The sequence below is a fragment of the Pseudomonas sp. MF6751 genome (assembly GCF_016613265.1).
GTDB lineage: Bacteria > Pseudomonadota > Gammaproteobacteria > Pseudomonadales > Pseudomonadaceae > Aquipseudomonas > Aquipseudomonas fluorescens_BV.
This window is the reverse complement of the sequence record NZ_JAENSV010000005.1, coordinates 1-19,430: the sequence shown is the minus strand read 5'-3', so window position 1 is coordinate 19,430 and position 19,430 is coordinate 1. Positions and strand designations below refer to the sequence as shown.

Below are 19,430 nucleotides of genomic sequence, written 5' to 3'. Positions count from 1 at the left end.
AAAAGACCCCTTGCAGGAGCAACTCGATGAGCAAACCCGACAACACCACAGCGACGCCGGTTCATGAGCCGTCGCGGATCCGTGAAGGTTTGCCCTTCCCCCTCGGCGCCACCTGGGATGGACTGGGTGTGAACTTTGCGCTGTTCTCCGCCAACGCCACCAAGGTGGAGCTGTGCTTGTTTGACGATACCGGCGAGGTCGAACTGGAGCGCATCGAACTGCCCGAATACACCGACGAGATCTTCCACGGCTACCTGCCCGATGCTCACCCCGGGCTGATTTACGGCTACCGCGTATACGGTGCCTATGACCCGGCCAACGGTCATCGCTTCAACCACAACAAGCTGCTGATCGACCCCTACGCCAAGCAACTAGTGGGCGAACTCAAATGGTCCGAAGCGCTGTTTGGCTACACCATCGGCCACCCGGACGACGATCTCAGTTTCGATGAACGCGACAGTGCGCCCTTCGTGCCCAAGTGCAAGGTCATCGACCCGGCACACACCTGGGGCAACGACCAACCGGTACGGGTGCCGTGGGACCGCACGATCATCTACGAAACCCACCTGCGCGGCATCAGCATGCGTCATCCTTCGGTCGGCGAGTCGGTGCGGGGCACCTGCGCCGGCCTGATGGAAGATGACGTGCTCAAGCATATCCGTCAGTTGGGCATTTCCTCGGTCGAGCTGCTGCCCGTGCACGCCTTCGTCAACGACCAGCATCTGCTGGAAAAAGGCATGACCAACTACTGGGGCTACAACAGCATTGCGTTCTTTGCCCCCGACCCACGCTACCTGGCCAGCGGCAAGATCGCCGAATTCAAGGAGATGGTCGCGCACCTGCACGAGCAAAAGCTGGAAGTGATTCTGGACGTGGTCTACAACCACACCGCCGAAGGCAACGAGCGCGGCCCGACCCTGTCGATGCGCGGCATCGACAACGCCTCCTACTATCGCCTGATGCCCGACGACAAGCGCTTCTACATCAACGATTCCGGCACCGGCAATACCCTGGATCTGAGCCACCCGTGCGTGCTGCAAATGGTCACCGACTCCCTGCGCTACTGGGCCACCGAGATGCACGTGGACGGCTTCCGCTTCGACCTGGCGACCATCCTCGGGCGCTACCGCGACGGATTCGATGAGCGCCACAGCTTCCTCGTGGCGTGCCGCCAGGACCCGGTACTGCGCCAGTTGAAACTCATCGCCGAGCCCTGGGACTGCGGCCCCGGCGGCTACCAGGTGGGCAACTTCCCGCCAGGCTGGGTGGAATGGAACGACCGTTTCCGCGACACCGTGCGTGCGTTCTGGAAAGGCGACGACGGCCAACTCGCCGATTTCGCCGGGCGCATGACCGCTTCGGGCGAGATGTTCAACCACCGCGGGCGCAGGCCTTACAGCTCGGTGAACTTCATCACCGCCCATGACGGGTTCACCCTGCACGACCTGGTGTCGTACAACGACAAACACAACGAAGCCAACGATGAGAACAACCAGGACGGCAGCAATAACAACCTGTCCTGGAACCACGGCGTCGAAGGCCCTACCGACGACCCGGAGATCAACGCGCTGCGCCTGCGTCAGATGCGCAACTTCTTCGCCACTTTGCTGCTGGCCCAGGGCACGCCAATGATCGTCGCCGGGGACGAGTTCGCTCGCACTCAGCACGGCAACAACAACGCTTATTGCCAGGACAGTGAGATCGGCTGGGTCAACTGGGACCTGGATGATGACGGCAAGGCCCTTCTCAAGTTCGTCAAGCGCTTGATCAAGCTGCGCCTGGCGTACCCGATCCTGCGGCGTGGGCGCTTCCTGGTGGGCGACTACAACGAAGACATCGGCGTGAAGGACGTCACCTGGCTGGCGCCGGATGGCAACGAAATGACTACCGAGCAATGGGAAGACAGCCAGGGCCGCTGCCTGGGCATGTTGATGGATGGCCGCGCCCAGGAAACCGGGATTCGCCGTGCCGGGGCCGACGCCACGCTGTTGCTGGTGGTCAACGCCCATCACGACCTGGTCAATTTCCGCCTGCCGCCGGTGCCGGAGGGCGAGTTCTGGACGTGCCTGCTCGACACCAACGACCCGGCTGTGCGTGGCCAGGAACGCTTTGATTTCGAGCATGAGTACGCGGTCACCGCTCGCTCGCTGCTGCTGTTTGAACTGCAGCACGAAGGCGAGGTGTGAAATGGCGTTGCACGGTTTCCTTCAGGGCTACCGGGGCTATGCCGACACGCAAGCCCTGGGTAATGCCCTGAGGGCCCTTCAAGAGGAAGGCCTTGATCAACTGCCGTTGCCGGGCAGCGGCCAGACCCTGTCCCGCTTGAGCCAATTGGCCCAGGTGGCCGGGCATGACCTGCGCCTGTGCAAGTTGTTCGAAGGCCATACCGATGCCCTGGCGATCATTGCCGAACTCGACAGCCCCTTGCCGCCGCTGGGCAGCACCTGGGGCATGTGGGCGGCCGAGCCGCCGACGGCCAAGGTGCGCGTGCGTCGCGACGGCCAGCGGCTGCTCGTCGAGGGGCGCAAAGCCTGGTGTTCCGGTGCGGCGGTGGTCAGCCATGGCTTGCTGACGGCCTGGGACGAAGAGGACCGCCAACAATTGGTAGCCGTGGCGATGGATCAACCGGGCATCAGGGTGACGAACGAGGGTTGGAAGGCGGTGGGCATGGCGGCGACCGGTAGCGTCGACATCCTGTTCAGCGCCGCCAGGGGGATTGCCGTGGGCGGCCCGGGCGACTATCTGTCCCGTCCGGGCTTCTGGCACGGTGGGGTCGGCATTGCCGCGTGCTGGTACGGCGCGGCGCAACGCCTGGGTGAAGTGCTGCGCGCCCAATGTGCCAGGCGTGCGGAGCCCCATGCACTGGCCCACCTCGGCGCGGTCGACAGAGCCTTGAACAGCGCCGCCTGCGTGTTACGCGCCAGCGCCGCGCAGATCGACCGCCAGCCTCGCGCCGATGCGCGACAACTGGCGCAACAGACGCGCGCCTGCATCGAGGACACCGTCGAGCAAGTGATCCAGCATGTGGGCCGTGCGGTCGGCGCCGGGCCGTATTGCAAGGACCCGCACTTTGCCCAGTTGATGGCCGATTTACCGGTGTATGTGCGGCAAAGTCATGCTGAACGCGACTTGGCCGCCCTCGGTGAGCAGGTCGCCAGCGAGCCCGCTGGGAGATGGGCGCTATGAGGCCCAATCCGATTGTTGGCCAGGGCACCCCGTTGAGCCATTGGCAAAACAGCGCACGATTGGCCGAGTTGCCGCACATCAACGTCGCGCAGTTGGTGCCGCCTGGGCATCGAGCGGTGATCGTCGCCCCGCATCCGGATGACGAGGTGCTGGGCAGTGGTGGTCTGCTGCAAGGGCTGGCTGCGCTGGACCGCCCTATCCAGTTGATCTCCGTCACCGATGGCAGCGCCAGCCACCCTGGCTCGCGGCGCTGGCCAGTGGAGCGTCTGAGTGTGGTGCGTCCGCAGGAATCGGCCCAGGCTTTGCACCGCCTTGGCTTGCCGCTGCACAGTTTGAAATGGCTGCGCGGCGGGTTTGCCGACAGCCATGTGGCCGAGCGCGAAACCCAGCTCTGCGAATTTATCCAGCGCCACCTCAAACCCAACGACGTCGTGTTTGCGACGTGGTGCGAGGATGGCCATTGCGACCATGAAGCCGTGGGCCGCGCCAGCGCCAAGGCAGCCAAGGCCGTCGGTGCAGCGCTGTGTGAACTACCGGTATGGACCTGGCACTGGGCCACCGCCGAAGACCACAAGGTGCCCTGGCATCGGGCGCGCAAGATCCCGCTGACCGCCGAGCAAGTAGCACGCAAACGCCATGCGATCCACGCCTTCGCCAGCCAGTTGGAGGGCGACCCGCAAATCGGTTTGCCTGCGGTGCTGGCGCCCTATGTGGTGGAGCGCTTGCTGCAACCTTTTGAGATGGTGTTCGTATGAGTGTAGCAACCCCCTACTTCGACCAGTTGTTTGCGGGTAATGACGACCCTTGGGCTTTTCGTCAGCGCTGGTACGAACAACGCAAGCGCGCCCTGACCTTGGCCGTGCTGACGCGGCCGCGCTATGCGTCGATATTCGAGCCGGGTTGTGCCAATGGGGAACTGAGTGCCGAGCTGGCGCCGCGTTGCGACCGCCTACTGTGTTGCGACACCGCCACCGCTGCGGTGCGTCTGGCACAGGCGCGGCTGGAGCATTTTCCCCACGCCCGCGTGGAGCAGGGTCGCCTGCCGGAACAATGGCCCGGCGGGCAATTCGAACTGATCGTATTGAGTGAGCTTTGTTATTACCTCGATGTAGGTGATTTTAATCGTCTGATCGATTGCGCCCTCGCCGCCTTGACCGCTGACGGGCAAATCCTGGCCTGTCATTGGCGAGTGCCCATTGACGGTTGCCCGCAAACCGCCGAACAGGTGCACGCCGTGCTGCAACAGCGTCTGGGTGTAGCACCGCTGGTGCAGTACCAGGACCCGGATTTCCTGCTCGACCTGTGGAGCCTCGATGGCACCTCGGTCGCTCGCCACGAGGGTTTACGATGATCGGTATTCTGATCCCGGCACATAACGAAGAAGCCCTGTTGGATGATTGCCTGAGGGCTGCGCGGATCGCCGCCGACCACCCGGGCTTGCTGGGGGAAGCGGTACAGATTCTGGTAGTACTCGACAGTTGCAGCGACGCCAGTGCAGCGATTGCCCAGGCCCATCAGGTGCATTGCGTTCACGTGCAGGCGCGCAATGTCGGCCACGCCCGCGGCGTGGGTGCAGGGTACTTGCTGGAGCAAGGCGCGCGGTGGATTTCCTGCACCGACGCCGACAGCCGTGTCGCCCCTGACTGGCTGGTGGCCCAACTGGCCCAAGGCTGCGACGCGGTGTGTGGAACAGTCACCGTGGACACCTGGAGCGAAGGCTTCGACCCGGCCGCGCAGATTCGCTATCAGCAGGCCTACCAGGCCCGCGATGGGCATCGGCATATTCATGGGGCCAACCTGGGCGTGAGTGCCCGCGCCTATGTAGAGGCCGGTGGGTTTGAACCGCTGGAATGCCACGAGGATGTACAACTGGTACGTGAATTGGAGCGTTGCGGTGCCTCCATTGCCTGGAGCCATGCGCCGCAAGTGGTGACCAGTGCGCGACTGGATTGCCGGGCTGAGGGTGGGTTTGGTGATTACTTGAAGAGCTTGATGCGGGCTGGGTGAAAACAAAAACGTTTAACCGCTGACTGACCCAATATTCCCGTCGGCTGGGGCTCCGTCATCGCAGGCAAGCCAGCTCCCACAGGGATCTGTGCCAGGCGCTGATTTTGTGGGCAACATAGCCCGCTGTGGGAGCTGGCTTGCCTGCGATGACGTCAGCCCAGCAAACATCGCATCAAAGTTGTGCAGATACCCATGCCTGTCTATGCTCCTAACGCCTCGCATGGCATTCCTGGATTGGCATGCCGCGCACTCACCCAGCGGAGCCTGCGGTGAAGACAAGAGCGTCGTCCCGTCAATGGAGCACGACCCGGTATCAACCGACAAGGATGTGACACCCATGAAGCCTGCCTCCTTAAGCGAAGGCCGTCGCGGCCCCGTGCAAATCTGGAACAGTGCGCCGCAGTTGGCGCAAACCCCCATCATTTCCCTGAACAGCCTGGTACCGCCCGGCGCTCGCGTCGTGGTGATCGCCCCTCACCCGGGCGATGAAGTGCTGGCGTGCGGCGGTTTGCTGCAACTGCTCAGCACCCGCGAGCATCCGCTGCAATTGATCTCCATCACCGATGGCAGCGCCAGCCATCCCGACTCTCAGGTATGGCCGGCCAGCCGCTTGAGCGTGGTGCGCCCCCAGGAAAGCGCAGAGGCCCTGCGCCGATTGGGTATGCCCTTGCACAGCCTGAAATGGATTCGTGGCGGGTTTTGTGATGATGCACTGGCCGCCCGTGAACAGCCCATGAGCCAATTCATCGCGCGCTACCTGCAACCTGGCGACGTGGTGTTTACCACCTGGCGCAACGACGGCAATGACGACCATGACGCCGTCGGTCGCGCGAGTGCCAAGGCGCGCAGCCTGGTAGGTGCGCAACTGTATGAACTGCCGATCTGGGCCTGGCATTGGCCGGCCCGGGAAAGCGCGGTAATGCCCTGGCAACGTGCACGCAAGGTCCGCCTGGACACCTGGACCGTCGCGCGCAAGCTGCACGCTGCCCACGCCTACGCCAGCCAGTTGGTGGGCGACCCACAAATAGGCTTACCGCCGATGCTCGCGCAGATATTGCTGGAGCGCATGCGCGAGCCCTACGAAATCCTGTTCACCTGAACACCACCCTGTAGGAGCGAGCTTGCTCGCGAAAAACCTCAACGATAACGTGGGTTTCCGGAATCAACGCGGCGCCTGTGAGTCTTTCGCGAGCAAGCTCGCTCCTACAGAGTTAGGGCTTTTCCCTACAGACTCAATCTGCCAAACTGATGCGAATAATTATCAACAGATTTACTATTCGCCACGGAAGGCACTTGGGGAGCCCTACTTTCATGTCTGTGCAACAACGCGGCGGCAACGTTTTTACACCCAGTCTGATGGCAATCACTATCGCCTTAGCAACCTCCAATGCGGCCATTGCCGCCGACGCCGAAGCACCGGCCACCATCGAGCTGGGCGCTACCCAGGTCTCGGGCCAACAGCTTGGCGCAACCACCGAAGGCAGCGACTCCTACACCACCGGCTCGATGAAGACCGCGACCAAACTGCCGCTGACCCTGCGCGAAACCCCGCAGGCCGTCACCGTAATCACGCGCCAGCGCATGGATGACCAGGCCATGACCAGCATCAACGACGTGGTCAACGCCACGCCGGGGCTGTTCCTCAATTACTCCAACGGCCCTGGGCGACAAGCCTTTACTGCACGCGGTTTCGATATCGACAACCTCATGTATGACGGTATCCCCAGCGGCTACAACGGTGCGTCGGTAGGCGCCCAGCCGAACCTGGCAATGTTCGACCGCGTCGAAGTGGTGCGCGGCGCTACCGGCCTGGTAACCGGCGCTGGCAACCCTTCGGCCGCCATCAACCTGATCCGCAAGCGGCCACTGGATGAGCAGAAAGTTACCCTCACCGGCGCCGTCGGCAGCTGGGACGACTACCGTGGCGAGCTCGACGCCTCCAGCCCGCTCAATGACAGTGGCACCTGGCGCGGCCGCGTCGTCACCTCTTACCGCGATGCCAACAGTTTTATCGACAAGGCCGAGCAGGATCATGGCCTGTTCTATGCCGTCACCGAAGCCGACCTGAGCGAAGACACCACCCTGACCCTCGGTTACTCGAACCAGAAGGACAAGACCAACTACTTCTGGGGCGCTTCGATGGTCGGCCTGGATGGGCGCCACCTGGGCCTGTCGCGCTCCTATAACCCAGGCACCGATTGGGAGAACAAGGACCAGGAAATCAACACCGTGTTCGCTGAGCTGCGCCAGCGCCTGGCCAACGACTGGAGCCTGCAGGTCAACGCCAACTATGCCGAACAGAACGCCTTGTTCTCCGGCTCCTACCAATCGCGCTGGACCAACGACACCCTCGCCCGCACGGTGTACCAGGCCAGCTACGATGAAAACCAGGCCGGGCTCGACGCCTTTGCCAGCGGCCCGTTCGAGGCGTTCGGCCGTACCCATGAACTGGTGGTGGGCGCCAGCAAGCGCATCTACGACATGACCACCCACAACTACAGCCCGTACGACCTCAACTGGCCGATCAATGCCGGCAAACCGAACTTCACCCGCACCAACAACGTTCGCGAAGTCACCACCCAGGACGGTTTCTACCTGACCAGCCGCCTGAGCCTGGCCGACCCGCTGAAGCTGATCCTCGGCGCTCGCCTGGACTGGTACGACTACGACAACCGTGATGGCGCCGGCGACTACAAGGTCACCCGCAACCTCACCCGCTACGCCGGCCTGATCTACGACCTGGACGACCAGCACTCGGTGTATGTGAGCTACAGCGACATCTTTACGCCACAAAAAGACAAGAGCACAGCCGGCACCCCACTCAAGCCCATCGTCGGTAAAAATTATGAGGTTGGCATCAAAGGCGAATATTTTGGTGGCGCGCTGAATGCCAGCGTGGCGCTGTTCCGCGTCGACCAGGAAAACCGCGCCGTGGCCGTGGTGGTGCCCAACTGCCCGCAGGCGTCCTGTTCTGTGGCCTCGGGCGAAATCCGCAGCCAGGGTATCGACTTCGAACTGCAAGGCGCCTTGACCGAAAACTGGCAGGTCGGCGGCGGCTATACCTATGCGCGCACCCACACCATCAAGGACGACGCCAACCCGCAGAAGGTCAACAAGCAGTTCGACACCGACATCCCGGAACACCTGTTCAAAGTGACCACCCGCTACAACTTCCAGGGCCCGCTGGAAAAACTCCGGGTCGGCGGCAATATCTCCTGGCAGAGCCGCATGTACAACGACATCAAGCTAGCGGATGGCAGCAGCTACCGGCTCCAGCAGGGCGGCTACGCCGTCACCGATTTGATGGCGGGCTACCGGGTCAATCAGCACCTGGATTTGCAACTCAACGCCAACAACATCTTTGATCGCCACTACTACCAGTCTATCTCCAACGATGTGGACTATGGCGGCGACTCCTATGGCAGCCCCCGCAACATGATGCTGACCGCCAAGTACAGTTTCTGAGCCTCATGCCCACCTCGGCTGCCCGCTCGGGCAGCCGTTCTTAAAGTCCCGCGCCCGCGTGCCGATAACGCGTGGGTAACCGGCAACAATCCTGAACATCTGCTTCACTCCACAGCGGCGCGCCTGTGTGGCACACCGCGTGCTTGTTTGACCTCGACGCCCCCCTCTCATGGAGTAAGAGTGAATGCCCGTCCGTTTCCTAGAGCACTATCGCAAGGCCGACCGCATCATGCTGGCATTGATCTGGCTGATGTGCCTGTTCTCCCTCGGCCTGGCGTTCTGGCACGACACCCTCATGCAGGCCGTGATCGTCGGTGGGGGCACCGGCGTGGTGCTCACGGCGCTGTATCGCGTCATCGGCGGCACCCGCGTGATGCGCTGTGCACTGGGCGCCGGTTTGATGGTGATGGCGGCGTTGCACATCAACCAGGCGCACGGGGTGATCGAATCCCACTTCGGCATTTTCGCGCTGTTGGCGGTGCTGACCTTCTACCGTGACTGGCTGCCGATTTTGGTGGCGGCACTGACCATCGCAGTGCATCACGTGGTGTTCCATGCCTTACAACACCAGGGTTTCCCTGTGTTTGTGATGGAGCATCACGGCGGCTGGACGATGGTCTTCGTCCACGCCTTCTATGTGGTGATGGAGACCGTCGCCCTGCTCTACCTGGCCGTCCATAGCCAGGCCGAAGCGGTGGAGAGCCAGGAAATGCTGGAGAAGATGCTCGCCGTTACCTCGCAGTTCACGGTGGAAACCGCCCAAGGTGAAGGCAAGGCCCACGTGTCCCTCGCCAAGCGGTTCGACCACTTCCTGCAGCAACTCACCCACCTGATCGACGGTGTTGCCCGCGACTCCCATGGCCTGGGCCAGCTCGGCCAGGAACTGGCCAGCGCGAGCGGCACCCTGGAAAAAGGCGCACGGCATCAACTGGCGCAGATCGGCGAAATGACCGGTTCGATGCAGCGCATGGAAGACGCCATGGGCCACATTACGGTGCAGGTCGAACAGGCAGTGGAACATGCAGGCCAGGCCAGCCAGCAGATTGTGCGCGGCCAGGAAAGCGTCGGCCGCGCCCAACATGAAATCAGCCAATTGGCCTCGCGCATCAACGGCACGGAGTCGACCGTGGAATCCCTGGCGGTGCAGGCAGAGCAAATCGGCTCGGTGCTGGAAGTGATCAGCAGCATCGCCAACCAGACCAACCTGCTGGCCCTCAACGCCGCCATCGAGGCCGCCCGCGCCGGCGAGCAAGGCCGTGGCTTTGCCGTGGTTGCCGATGAAGTGCGCAGCCTGGCCCAGCGCACCGCCCTCTCCACCCAGGAAATCAAGAGCATCATCGAGGGCCTGCAACACGGCAGCCGACAAGCCGTCGAAGCCATGCACGCCAGCCGCGAAGGCGTAGAGCGCTGCGTGGCAGACAGCCAAGTGGCCGTGGACATGCTACGGGCTGTGGGCGAGGACATCGCGCACATCGACCAACTCAACGGCCACATCGTCACCACCACCCGCGAGCAGACCTCGGCCAACCTGGAGATCGTCGAGCGCTTGCAGTCGGTGCAAAGCATCGCCCAGAACACCGCCGACGACGTCGAGACACTCGCCCGCAGCAGCGAACGCCTGCCACCGATCGCGGTGCGGCTGGATGCGTTGGGGCGCAGGTTTCATCCTTGAGCCCGACCCGGAACATGGCGAGTCAGAGAGAACAGGTGGGCATACCGCTGGAGTGCATCAAGGCTCCAGATGCGGAGCCATCAAGGCGGCAAACCAATCGATGAACGCGCCAAGGCGACGAGAGCGTTGGCGGCGAGTCGGGTACAGGACTGAAACGCACATGGGGGCCGGCCGATAGGCCGCCATCACCTCCACCAATTCGCCGCTGTACAATAAATGCTGAACATCGAACAACGGCACCTGAATCAAGCCAAGCCCTGCACAGCATCCTGCGATATAGCTTTCGGCATTATTGACCACCACACGGCTCGGCATCATGACAGCCTGCGCGGTGCCATCGACGCAATATTCCCAGGCCGTTTCCTGCCCGCCTGCGCTCGTGCTGTAGCCGATACAGACATGCCGGTTTTGCAGATCGCAAGGCTGTGTGGGCACCCCGAATTCCGCCAAGTAGGCGGGGCTCGCGCAATTGACCAGCAACACCTTGCCCAACGGTTTCACCACAAGGCTGCTGTTCTGCGGGGTGCCAAAACGAATGACACAGTCAACGCCTTCCTGTACCAAATCAATGGTGCGATCGGTGGAGCCCAGGCCGAGTTGGAGCCCAGGGTAGCGGCGGAGAAACTCGGCCAACGCAGGCATCACCAGGCGCCGCGCTATGCGGCTGGGCACGTCCACTTCCAGACGGCCCATGACCTGTTCCTGATGGCTGTTAAACAGTTGGTCGATATCATCGATGCCCAGCAAGACCTGGCGCGCCTTCAGCAGTAACTGGGTGCCATCGGCGGTCAGGGAGACCTTGCGGGTTGTCCGGTGCAGCAGTCGAGTGCCGGCATTGGCCTCCAGCTGTTGAATGGCGGCCGACACGCTTGCGCGTGGCAGCCTCATCAGCCGTGCCGCTTGTATGAAACTGCCAAGCTCTGCGACCTGAACGAAGACGCGGTACTGTTCGATTCTATCCATGGGCTCTCAATGCTCGGGGGGCACGGATCGATCGGCGCTCACCACGTCTGCGCCTGTGCGTTGACCGTTTACTTGGTGGTGTAGCCGCCATTGATCAAAATTGTCTGGCCAGTCACCCACCAGCCGTCACTGACCAGGTTACGGATGAACGGGACCACATCCTCAATATCTGTCAGGCCCGTGCGCGAGAACGGCGACAGCGCGGCAGCCGTCTTGTGGTAACTGACCGCATCCTCACCTTCGGCCGGGTAGAAGAACGGCGTGTCCATCGGCCCCGGCCCTACTGCTGTGACCGAAATACCCCGAACGCCCAGCTCCTTCGCCGCCGCTCGCGTAAATTGCTCTACCGGCGCCTTGCTGCCGGCATATGCAGCGTAAAAGGGTGTGAAAGCGCCCAGCAGTGAAGTGACAATAGTGCAGATCTTGCCATTGTCATTGAGGTGCTTGCCGGCTTCCTTGATAAAAAAGAACGCAGTCTTGGAATTGACGGCCATCATCTCGTCGTACTCCGCCTCCGTGATTTCAGCCATTGGCTTTTTCAGCACCTTGCCCACGGTATTGATCGCGATGTCCGGCCTGCCGACTGCCGCGACGGCATCGTTGAAGAGTTTTTCCATCGCTCCCGCCGTGGTCAAGTCTGCTTGCAAGGCCACAGCCTTCGCGCCTAGCGCCTCAATTGCGGTGACGGTTGCGTTCGCGTCAGCCTGGCTGGAAGCGCTGTTGTAGTGCACGACCACAGCCTTGGCGCCATGCTTGGCCAGATCGCGGGCGATCAACCCGCCGAGGTTCTTCGCACCACCCGCGATCAGTGCAACCTTGCCGTTGATTGAATGATTAGGCATGACAACATTCCTTTAATTGGGAGAAGTACGCCGCCATTCTAGAGTGGCCCTCGACAAAGATAAGCACACCTTGGCTGGATGCAGTGTTCAGAGATACTGCCTAATCACAAAGGCCCTACCGGTGAATGAATAGGATGTGAGGTACGCTACACTCCGGCCTTGCACACCGGCCAAGGAAGCCCCATGAGTACTCGTGGCAGAGACCGACAGATCGACAATATCGAATTCAACGTAAGCGACATTGCCCGCAGCAAAGCCTTCTACGGCGCCGCATTCGGCTGGACGTTCGTCGACTACGGCCCCACCTACAGCGAGTTCAGCGATGGCCGGCTCACGGGTGGTTTCACCACCGGCGAGCCTGTGCGGCCGGGCGGCCCGTTGGTTATCGTGTACGCAGATGACTTGGACAGTGTGCAGCAGCGGCTTCAACAGCTGGGTGCGGTGATAACCCGCCAGACATTTTCGTTTCCCGGTGGCAGCCGGTTCCACTTTACCGACCTGGATGGGTATGAACTGGCAGTGTGGAGCGTTGCGCCGTGATCCAGCGCTTTCGCTGTATCGCTGAAGCTCGACATCTCCAACCGAGAACAGGTTGCGTTGTGTGAGCCTGTTCTGGGTTCAAAGCTGTTGCAGCTTGCGCTGCAAGCGGGTCATGTACCGATTGACGATCAGTTTGTGCGCCGGCCCCACCGGTAGCATGTAAAGGCGCCCGAAGGTGTTGTGGGTGATCACCGATGAAGTGATCGTCAGCACACGATCAGCAATTGAAAGGCAAATCATCACATCCAGGTGCCGGTCACGCTCAGTCAGCACCAGCCTATCCGGCGCGCAGTCCTCTACCAAGAAAAAATCAAGCCGCTCACCCGCTTGCACCGTCACGCGCCGATTGCCGGAGAACCCGCCGATGCGCTTTACGCCAAACCTTGAAGAAATCCCATCCCTGATCCGAAAGGCCAATCGCAACAGCGGCCCTGATTCGGCAGTCATGATGTTCCAGGCATCCAGCGCGCTGATCTCAGCCGACAATGGCACCGACCTGTAATCGTAATAATCGAGTTCGGACGCTGCACCCAATGTGTGACTTCCAGAGCGAGTCGCCAAGATTTTTCCGTCCATGACCAAAACAGGAATTGGCATCATAACGCTTCAAGCGAATGCTGCGCTAAGCTCGACAGGGTCTGTGTAACTCAAGCGGAGTACCCATTATGGAATACGACGAAAAACTGATGAGGAAGTCGTACTTGCCCTGCTGACCACCTTCAGCTTTGATAACGGCAACTCATGGAAAGGCCACGACTTTCAAATAATGAACCGACTCCACGAGCAAGGTTTTATCAGTAATCCGGTGAACAAAAACAAATCCATTTGGTTGACGCAGGAAGGCTTGGAACGGGGCAGACAAATTGCCGATCGGTTGTTTGGCGCGGCACCTGAAGCGCTCGCGGAGCCATAAGCCCAGCCACGGAGTGTTAAACCGCGCTTCATGCGTTTATCCTCAAGACTCCCCGACCTGCCAACCCGGAGCCGCCATGGACCTCGCCACCCTCGCCCTCTTCCTCCCAGCCTGCTTCGCCCTGAACATGGCCCCCGGCCCCAATAACCTGCTATCCGTGAGCAACGCTACCCGCTATGGCTACCGCACCTCCTGCCTCGCCGGTCTCGGCCGCCTGTTGGCCTTCGCTGGCATGATCGCCCTCGCCTCCGCCGGGTTGGCGGTGGTGCTGCAAACCTCGGAGTTGTTGTTCTACGGGATCAAGATTCTCGGCGCAGCGTACCTGTTTTACCTGGCATATCAGCTATGGCGCGCAGACCCGCAGCAGCAGGTAGACACCGCAACGGGGAAGGTGGGCCTGTGGGCCTTGGCACGGCAGGAGTTTCTGGTGGCGGCGGGCAACCCCAAAGCGATCCTGATCTTCACCGCCTTCCTCCCGCAATTCGTGGTGCCCGGCCAACCCATCACCGCGCAATTTGCCCTGCTGGGTGTGATGTTCCTGGCCTTGGAATGGGTGGCTATCAGCGCCTACGCCTATATGGGCCTGCATATGCGCCGCTGGTTTGCCGAGCCGAAGGGCAAGCGCCTGTTCAATCGCTGCTGCGCGGGTTTGTTGTCAGCGGCCGCGGCGGTGTTGTTGACTGCGCGTAAGGCATGAGTGAGGTGTGAATGCCCCTGTGAAGTTGACCGTCATCGACATCCACCTACCTTCAGTAAGACGCTGCACCTGTGGCGAGGGAGCTTGCTCCCGTGACGACCTGGCAGCCGACGCTGACATAACTGATGCCCCGCGATCCAAATGTGGGAGCTGGCTTGCCTGCGATGACGGCCTGGCAGCCGACAAAGATCCCACTGATGCCCAAGTTGCGTAAATACCTAGGCTATCTCAACGGCAAACAATACCTCACCTCCACCAGCGCCACACCGCCCCTCTCCAGATGGCGCTCAGTCCCGGCCTCCTCGACACACCCCACCCGGCGATAAAATCGAATAGCCCGTTCATTACCGGCCAAGACCCACAGCGTTAAACGCTCATAGCCTTGCGCCAACAGGTCTTGCAGGCCGGCATTCCACAAGGCCAGCCCGACACCGGTGTGCCAATGCTCGGCGAGCACGTAGATGGCCATGACCTCACCTGCATTGGCCTGCACGGCGTCTTCGTCACGGCTGGCGCCAACGGATATCCAGCCGACAATCTGCTGGCCCACCTCGGCAACCCATACCGTCGACTCACCCGAGGCAAGCGAGCGAGTCCAATGGGCTTCGCGCCGAGCAAGCGTTACTTGCAATCCGCTCAAGAACTGGGCGGGCATCAGGTCACGGTAGGCGTCTTGCCAACTGCGGATATGCACCTGGGCAATGACCTTTGCGTCGGTGGGTAATGCTCTGCGAATCACGGATAGGCTCCTGAAATACGGTTATTTCAGTATGCATGCCCATCGATGACAGTTGGAGGGCGCGGATTCCGGCGTCGATGAAGAACGCCGGGGCCCGCGTGAAGGCTCCAGCCAATGTCACCCCTTGGTCAGATCCACCAAAGGCGTCTGCCGCACCTCAGTCTCCCGCCCACCCTGAATCTCGCTGACCTGCTTCAAGGCCTTTTCAACAGCCGCCTTATCCGCCAACAAGCTGTAGCTGATACGGAACTGCTTATGTTCCTTCGCCCCGATCGTAGGCACCAGGTTCAATGGCCGCTGATAACGACGGTTATAGGAAAAACTCGTCCCCGGCTCCAACCCCGTGACATAGCCCTGCCCCTGGGTATCGGTGTTCTTCCACAGCGAAAACACCGGCAGTGTCTGCGTATTGAAACCCACCGAAACCCCCAGACTGCCGGCCTTGTTATGCAACACCGTCAAGGTATCGCCCTTGGCATCGGCATACGGCACCACGTTGTAGACCGTTTCGTCATAGTCCTTCGTCGGTGCGCGATAGGTTTGCCAATCGGCCAGTTCGCCCTTGGCCTTGTCGTTGAACGGCGACACCTGCTTCACCGGCGCAACGAACCGCGCGCCCTGCTCCAGGAACGGCGTGCTGAAGTTACTGTGATACAGCGCCTGGTATTCCTTCGGATAATCGCCATTGTTGGTCAGCGTGTCGTTGAGGGCGAACACCACACTGCCAGGCTCGGTGACCAGTTCGGTCGCAACAGAGAAATCGACCTTCTTGAACGCCTGCTCTTTCAACTCGCCACGCAGGGTGATGGCATACGGCGGTTTTTCATCGATATGCAGGGTGACTTTATTCGCAGGGATATTGGCCGCCCGACCGTGCAGGGTCAGCAGCTCGCCGTTGTCGATGCCAGGATGCCCGACCCATTCGTAGCCGCAGCGGGTGACCAATTCATTGAAACCTTCCAACCAGCCCAGACCACCGCGGCCATTGAGCTCGATGAAGGAAGGATTGACCACTTCCTTGACCGGCGAATCCCAACCCATGCGCACATTGCCAACCGACGCCTGCAACACGTTCATTCCACGGGTCGGTACTACCGAGAGTTTCATCGTGCCGTTGTCGATATCCACGATGCTCACACCCTCCTGCCGACCACCGTGCAGGGTGCGCAAGGTAACGCTGAAGGGCTTGTCGGTTTGGATGCCGAGCTGCTGGCTGGTGACCTGCCAGTTCTGGGCGGCTTTGTCCGTGTCGAGCAACACGTAATCCCAGGCCAGGGCGTGGGATGCGGCAGAGAGTGCGCTGAGGGCAACGAGGAGTTTTAGCGGGGTCATGGCGGTCGCCTTTATTGGAGTTGTTTGCGCTTTATAAACTCGATGAAACGTTTCAGCAAGCTTAAAAAGCATGACGTGGCATAGAAATGTCAAAAAGGTTTGAGGGAGTATTCAGGAGATTGGAACGGTGCGATTACAAGCACGATGGACAGCAAAATGGATGGATTGATTTACCTGCTGGGTCGTCATCAGCTTCAGCGTATCGAAGCCGTTTACAACCTCAAGGTTGATCCTCCAACGTATTGACGCTTATAGTCCGCCCCGTCGCCCATATGGCGATCAGGTTTGGCGACCTGACTATCGGATGCAAAAGCAATGCGCTTTTTTGCAGATGCTGCTGCACATTCGCAAAGCTGCCTCAATGGCAGCTGTGCGCGGGAGACCTTCGGGTCTGCCGGGTCTCCGATACCGGTTCGCCAACCTGCGTACAGCTGCCACCCGATCGTTTGGCGACGACTGGGTGGTGGTTAAACTGCGGTATTTATCGGAGATTCAAAGATGAAAAGATATATCCCCCTCACCGGAATCGATCTGGTTCCAGCGTCCCTGCTTATTGACTCAGAAGCACCGCTTGATGTGCTGCAAGCGATGGCTGACTACCGCGTTCGCACCGTAACTCAAGTGCTGGAAAACATTGCCTTTCGGGTTGAAGTGGACGCTGACCGCGTTGTGCTTTCAGACTTCGCACAATTGTTGGCTATACCCTTGCGTGACGGATGTGACCTGATGGATGTCATCGGACGGCGATTGCGGAAGGAGGCTTCCGAGGTGGAAGTTGCGCCTGCCGAGACCGTCAGCTAGCGGATGATCCCCGCGCGCTGGAGTCGAACAGGCCAGCGCGTGGGGATAAAGTGAGCGTCGCCTCGCTGACTGCAATCGGCCAGAAGCGGACGGTCACCCAGTAAATAAATCTGCCCCTTTTCCACCCACATGGTTTCGTGATGGCGCTGGTTTCACCCGTCCTGACGAGGAGAGAGCCTGGCTAATAGCCGATGAGACGGAGTACTCGCCATATGGTGAATGCCCGTCTCATGTCGGATTTACTTATTCATCGCCTGGTAATGCTCTCCATACCCTGACTCTTCGAAAATCAACCTCAAGCCGTCCTTGAATACTTGATGGTCAAATTCCTTGATATCAAAAATATTTTGTCCCAACGAATGGGATTCTCGATTCATGTATCTGTAGAACGTCACGAATTTATCGCCTGACAGGGCTGGTTTTTGGAAAACATTATTAAAGTCTTTCTTTTGAACAAAATTAAAGAAGTACTCGACAATGTTGCGCATGCAGTTTGCAATTAGCGCGGGCGGTGAGGCTTGGTCCTTTATAACTGACCAGTAAGACTGGTAATCATTCTGGATTTCCTCATAGCTCATTGAAATTACAGAGCTTCCTTTTGCATTTTTGATAACCCTGAAAAGATGCTGTGTCTCGGCCCGCTTCTCTTTGTTAGTATGCGTTAGCTCATAGAAAAAATACAGACTATGAGTCAGAACAAACACTTGGGCATAGCTTTTATCATTGATGAAATATCTCTTGATCAACTGCCCGATATTGAAAACATAGAGGTGGGAAAGGCTTGAGATTGGGTCATCAATCACCACTACTTTCGTCTGCGGAACAGCATTGGCCGTCTTCTGCCCTTTACAAAGCTCAATGAAGTACAGAAAGCTAATGACTGTTTTCTCGCCCTCACTTAGCGAGTGAAATGCATTTCCTTGATCACTGGCCCTTGAAACACGATAGAAGTTCTCGCCATGTGATATCACAGAAAAGCCATCGATGCCGATCTCTACCAGTCCGCGATTTATATTTTCGATAGACTCTTCGATATTAACAGTTTGCTTTCTAAGATTAGAAATTTTGAGATTAGAGGCCTCGATAGATTTATTTATCTTGCTGGCGTCTTGACTGATTTGGCTGGCCTCATTTTCAATGCCAGTGGCCGATTGAGAGTAGGCAGAAATGGTTTGATCGTAGTCCCAACGCATCAAAGCCCAAAAACGAGCCTTTATATCGTCCCGAGTTTTTTTCTTGTTCGTGAGTTTGTCATTATGCGATTCGATCAATGTGTTCAGGTCGTTGAGTAAACCGTTAAGCACATCAACAGTTGCCTTGGTGTCGGTAAGACTAACTGCCGCGCTCGGGCTCTTGATCTTGTTGCCAATAAGCAGGACGTTCTCACGTACTGACGCTTTCAAAGCTTCAAATGCGATATTCCATGCTTCTGCTAGTTCTTTACTCGCAAGCGCAGAGTTTGAGATGTCCTGCAGGTTCAGGCTAGAGGTTAGTGTTTCATAGATACTTTTCATTGACTCCAGCGAGTTCACATCATCCTTGTAAGCCTCATCGAAGACTGAACTTATGGAGTCAATAAAGCTTTTGGTGATCGTTTCTTGCTGGCAAAAGGGGCACTCCTGTTTATCTTTGTCATTCGAAACGAACTGGAGCCCCTCCTTCACCCAATCAAAATTCCCTGCCTTGGCTATGAACTCGGCGACTGAACCTTCTTGGCTGCCAACAATGATCTTCGACCAGAGCGAATTGCCCTCAATACTTAGCCAACCAGCAGAAATATTTGGAATTTTATTATACGTGACAGCACCCTCACCTTCGATTGATGAGGCCTCTGTCTTTAAATTATCGGCCGTGTAGTCCGGTGAAGCTTCTGGCAAGGGAAGCCCAAGAACGTGCTGAAAAAGAAGATCTGTCTTTTTCAAGCCATCCAGGCAAAACTCCAATACACGATCTCCACCAGCATACTTCGTTTTTATTTCCCAGATCTTTGTGCTCGCTTTCGATTTCTCTTGATCTAATTTGGCAGAGTTTGCTGAAGAGGCTGCTGAGTTTTCCTGTTGCGCAGCACGATGTTTGTCCAGCTCTTTCGTTTCTGCTTCAATTTGCTGGAGTGCGACCTTGTTCTCTTTCGAAAGAGTAAAAATTCGGCGGTTGCAGAAGCTGAGTGCAACACGGTTATTGATTTGAAGCTGGAGCATGATGCCGCATAGCCATGGCTTCCTGCATCACCTCGCCCATGACTTCGATCGGGCACTTGAAATCGAAGCGTTTAC

The 19,430-nt window shown here is 59.0% G+C and carries 18 protein-coding genes; 12 read left to right on the top strand and 6 right to left on the bottom strand.

From position 1 onward, the window contains the following. Positions 1 to 26: 26 nt before the first annotated feature. From glgX to JJD66_RS28310, 8 genes are all read left to right on the top strand, one after another. Positions 27 to 2,186, top strand: a complete 2,160-nt coding sequence (glgX, locus tag JJD66_RS06170) for a glycogen debranching protein GlgX (protein WP_054897376.1) — start codon at positions 27 to 29, stop codon at positions 2,184 to 2,186. Between the two features lies 1 nt (position 2,187). Continuing rightward, positions 2,188 to 3,186, top strand: a complete 999-nt coding sequence (locus tag JJD66_RS06165) for an acyl-CoA dehydrogenase family protein (protein WP_200647777.1) — start codon at positions 2,188 to 2,190, stop codon at positions 3,184 to 3,186. Next, the gene (locus JJD66_RS06160) at positions 3,183 to 3,941 is read left to right on the top strand and encodes a PIG-L deacetylase family protein (RefSeq protein ID WP_200647776.1); all 759 of its coding nucleotides are present in this window, start codon (positions 3,183 to 3,185) and stop codon (positions 3,939 to 3,941) included. The genes JJD66_RS06165 and JJD66_RS06160 overlap by 4 nt, the downstream gene beginning before the upstream one ends. Continuing rightward, the gene (locus JJD66_RS06155; protein WP_200647775.1) at positions 3,938 to 4,537 is read left to right on the top strand and encodes an SAM-dependent methyltransferase; all 600 of its coding nucleotides are present in this window, start codon (positions 3,938 to 3,940) and stop codon (positions 4,535 to 4,537) included. The genes JJD66_RS06160 and JJD66_RS06155 overlap by 4 nt, the downstream gene beginning before the upstream one ends. Continuing rightward, positions 4,534 to 5,193: a glycosyltransferase gene (locus JJD66_RS06150; protein WP_200647774.1), complete on the top strand. Its 660-nt coding sequence runs from the start codon at positions 4,534 to 4,536 to the stop codon at positions 5,191 to 5,193. The genes JJD66_RS06155 and JJD66_RS06150 overlap by 4 nt, the downstream gene beginning before the upstream one ends. Before the next feature lie 337 nt (positions 5,194 to 5,530). Then, complete coding sequence (locus tag JJD66_RS06145; RefSeq protein WP_200647773.1) at positions 5,531 to 6,292, top strand: PIG-L deacetylase family protein; 762 nt, start codon at positions 5,531 to 5,533, stop codon at positions 6,290 to 6,292. Positions 6,293 to 6,504: 212 nt separating this feature from the next. Beyond that, positions 6,505 to 8,658 (top strand): TonB-dependent siderophore receptor, encoded by a 2,154-nt coding sequence (locus JJD66_RS06140; RefSeq protein WP_200647772.1) that lies wholly within the window; start codon positions 6,505 to 6,507, stop codon positions 8,656 to 8,658. Positions 8,659 to 8,842: 184 nt separating this feature from the next. After that, positions 8,843 to 10,330, top strand: coding sequence for a methyl-accepting chemotaxis protein (locus tag JJD66_RS28310; protein ID WP_198715519.1), 1,488 nt, complete (start codon positions 8,843 to 8,845; stop codon positions 10,328 to 10,330). 57 nt (positions 10,331 to 10,387) lie between these two features. On the opposite strand, the gene JJD66_RS06130 is transcribed toward JJD66_RS28310, so the two are convergent. Next, positions 10,388 to 11,293 carry a LysR family transcriptional regulator gene (locus JJD66_RS06130; protein ID WP_200647771.1) on the bottom strand — a complete coding sequence of 302 codons (906 nt, stop codon included), beginning with the start codon at positions 11,291 to 11,293 and terminating at the stop codon, positions 10,388 to 10,390. A 68-nt stretch (positions 11,294 to 11,361) separates the two neighbouring features. After that, positions 11,362 to 12,135 carry an SDR family oxidoreductase gene (locus JJD66_RS06125; RefSeq protein ID WP_105226955.1) on the bottom strand — a complete coding sequence of 258 codons (774 nt, stop codon included), beginning with the start codon at positions 12,133 to 12,135 and terminating at the stop codon, positions 11,362 to 11,364. 183 nt (positions 12,136 to 12,318) lie between these two features. Between JJD66_RS06125 and JJD66_RS06120 the strand changes: the two genes are divergently transcribed. Next, positions 12,319 to 12,675: a VOC family protein gene (locus tag JJD66_RS06120; RefSeq protein ID WP_034127570.1), complete on the top strand. Its 357-nt coding sequence runs from the start codon at positions 12,319 to 12,321 to the stop codon at positions 12,673 to 12,675. Positions 12,676 to 12,753: 78 nt separating this feature from the next. On the opposite strand, the gene JJD66_RS06115 is transcribed toward JJD66_RS06120, so the two are convergent. Continuing rightward, entirely contained in the window at positions 12,754 to 13,275 is a 522-nt protein-coding gene (locus tag JJD66_RS06115; RefSeq protein ID WP_200647770.1) for a DUF2867 domain-containing protein, read from the bottom strand. 70 nt (positions 13,276 to 13,345) lie between these two features. Here JJD66_RS06115 and JJD66_RS28420 point away from each other — a divergent pair, with 70 nt between their 5' ends. Beyond that, positions 13,346 to 13,588 carry a DUF6429 family protein gene (locus JJD66_RS28420; protein WP_442800173.1) on the top strand — a complete coding sequence of 81 codons (243 nt, stop codon included), beginning with the start codon at positions 13,346 to 13,348 and terminating at the stop codon, positions 13,586 to 13,588. 76 nt (positions 13,589 to 13,664) lie between these two features. Further along, the gene (locus JJD66_RS06110) at positions 13,665 to 14,285 is read left to right on the top strand and encodes a LysE family translocator (RefSeq protein WP_200647769.1); all 621 of its coding nucleotides are present in this window, start codon (positions 13,665 to 13,667) and stop codon (positions 14,283 to 14,285) included. Positions 14,286 to 14,508: 223 nt separating this feature from the next. Here the strand turns inward: JJD66_RS06110 and JJD66_RS06105 are convergent, their stop codons facing one another. Together JJD66_RS06105 and JJD66_RS06100 are read right to left on the bottom strand one after the other, a co-directional pair. Next, on the bottom strand, positions 14,509 to 15,024 hold the full coding sequence (locus JJD66_RS06105; protein WP_200647768.1) for a GNAT family N-acetyltransferase: 516 nt from the start codon (positions 15,022 to 15,024) through the stop codon (positions 14,509 to 14,511). Between the two features lie 117 nt (positions 15,025 to 15,141). Next, the gene (locus JJD66_RS06100) at positions 15,142 to 16,356 is read right to left on the bottom strand and encodes an aldose 1-epimerase family protein (protein ID WP_200647767.1); all 1,215 of its coding nucleotides are present in this window, start codon (positions 16,354 to 16,356) and stop codon (positions 15,142 to 15,144) included. A gap of 498 nt (positions 16,357 to 16,854) precedes the next feature. Here JJD66_RS06100 and JJD66_RS06095 point away from each other — a divergent pair, with 498 nt between their 5' ends. Next, a complete protein-coding gene (locus tag JJD66_RS06095; protein ID WP_200647766.1) occupies positions 16,855 to 17,157 on the top strand; it encodes a hypothetical protein in 303 nt (100 codons plus the stop codon). A 239-nt stretch (positions 17,158 to 17,396) separates the two neighbouring features. Here the strand turns inward: JJD66_RS06095 and JJD66_RS06090 are convergent, their stop codons facing one another. Continuing rightward, positions 17,397 to 19,355 (bottom strand): AAA family ATPase, encoded by a 1,959-nt coding sequence (locus tag JJD66_RS06090; RefSeq protein ID WP_200647765.1) that lies wholly within the window; start codon positions 19,353 to 19,355, stop codon positions 17,397 to 17,399. Positions 19,356 to 19,430: the final 75 nt, after the last annotated feature.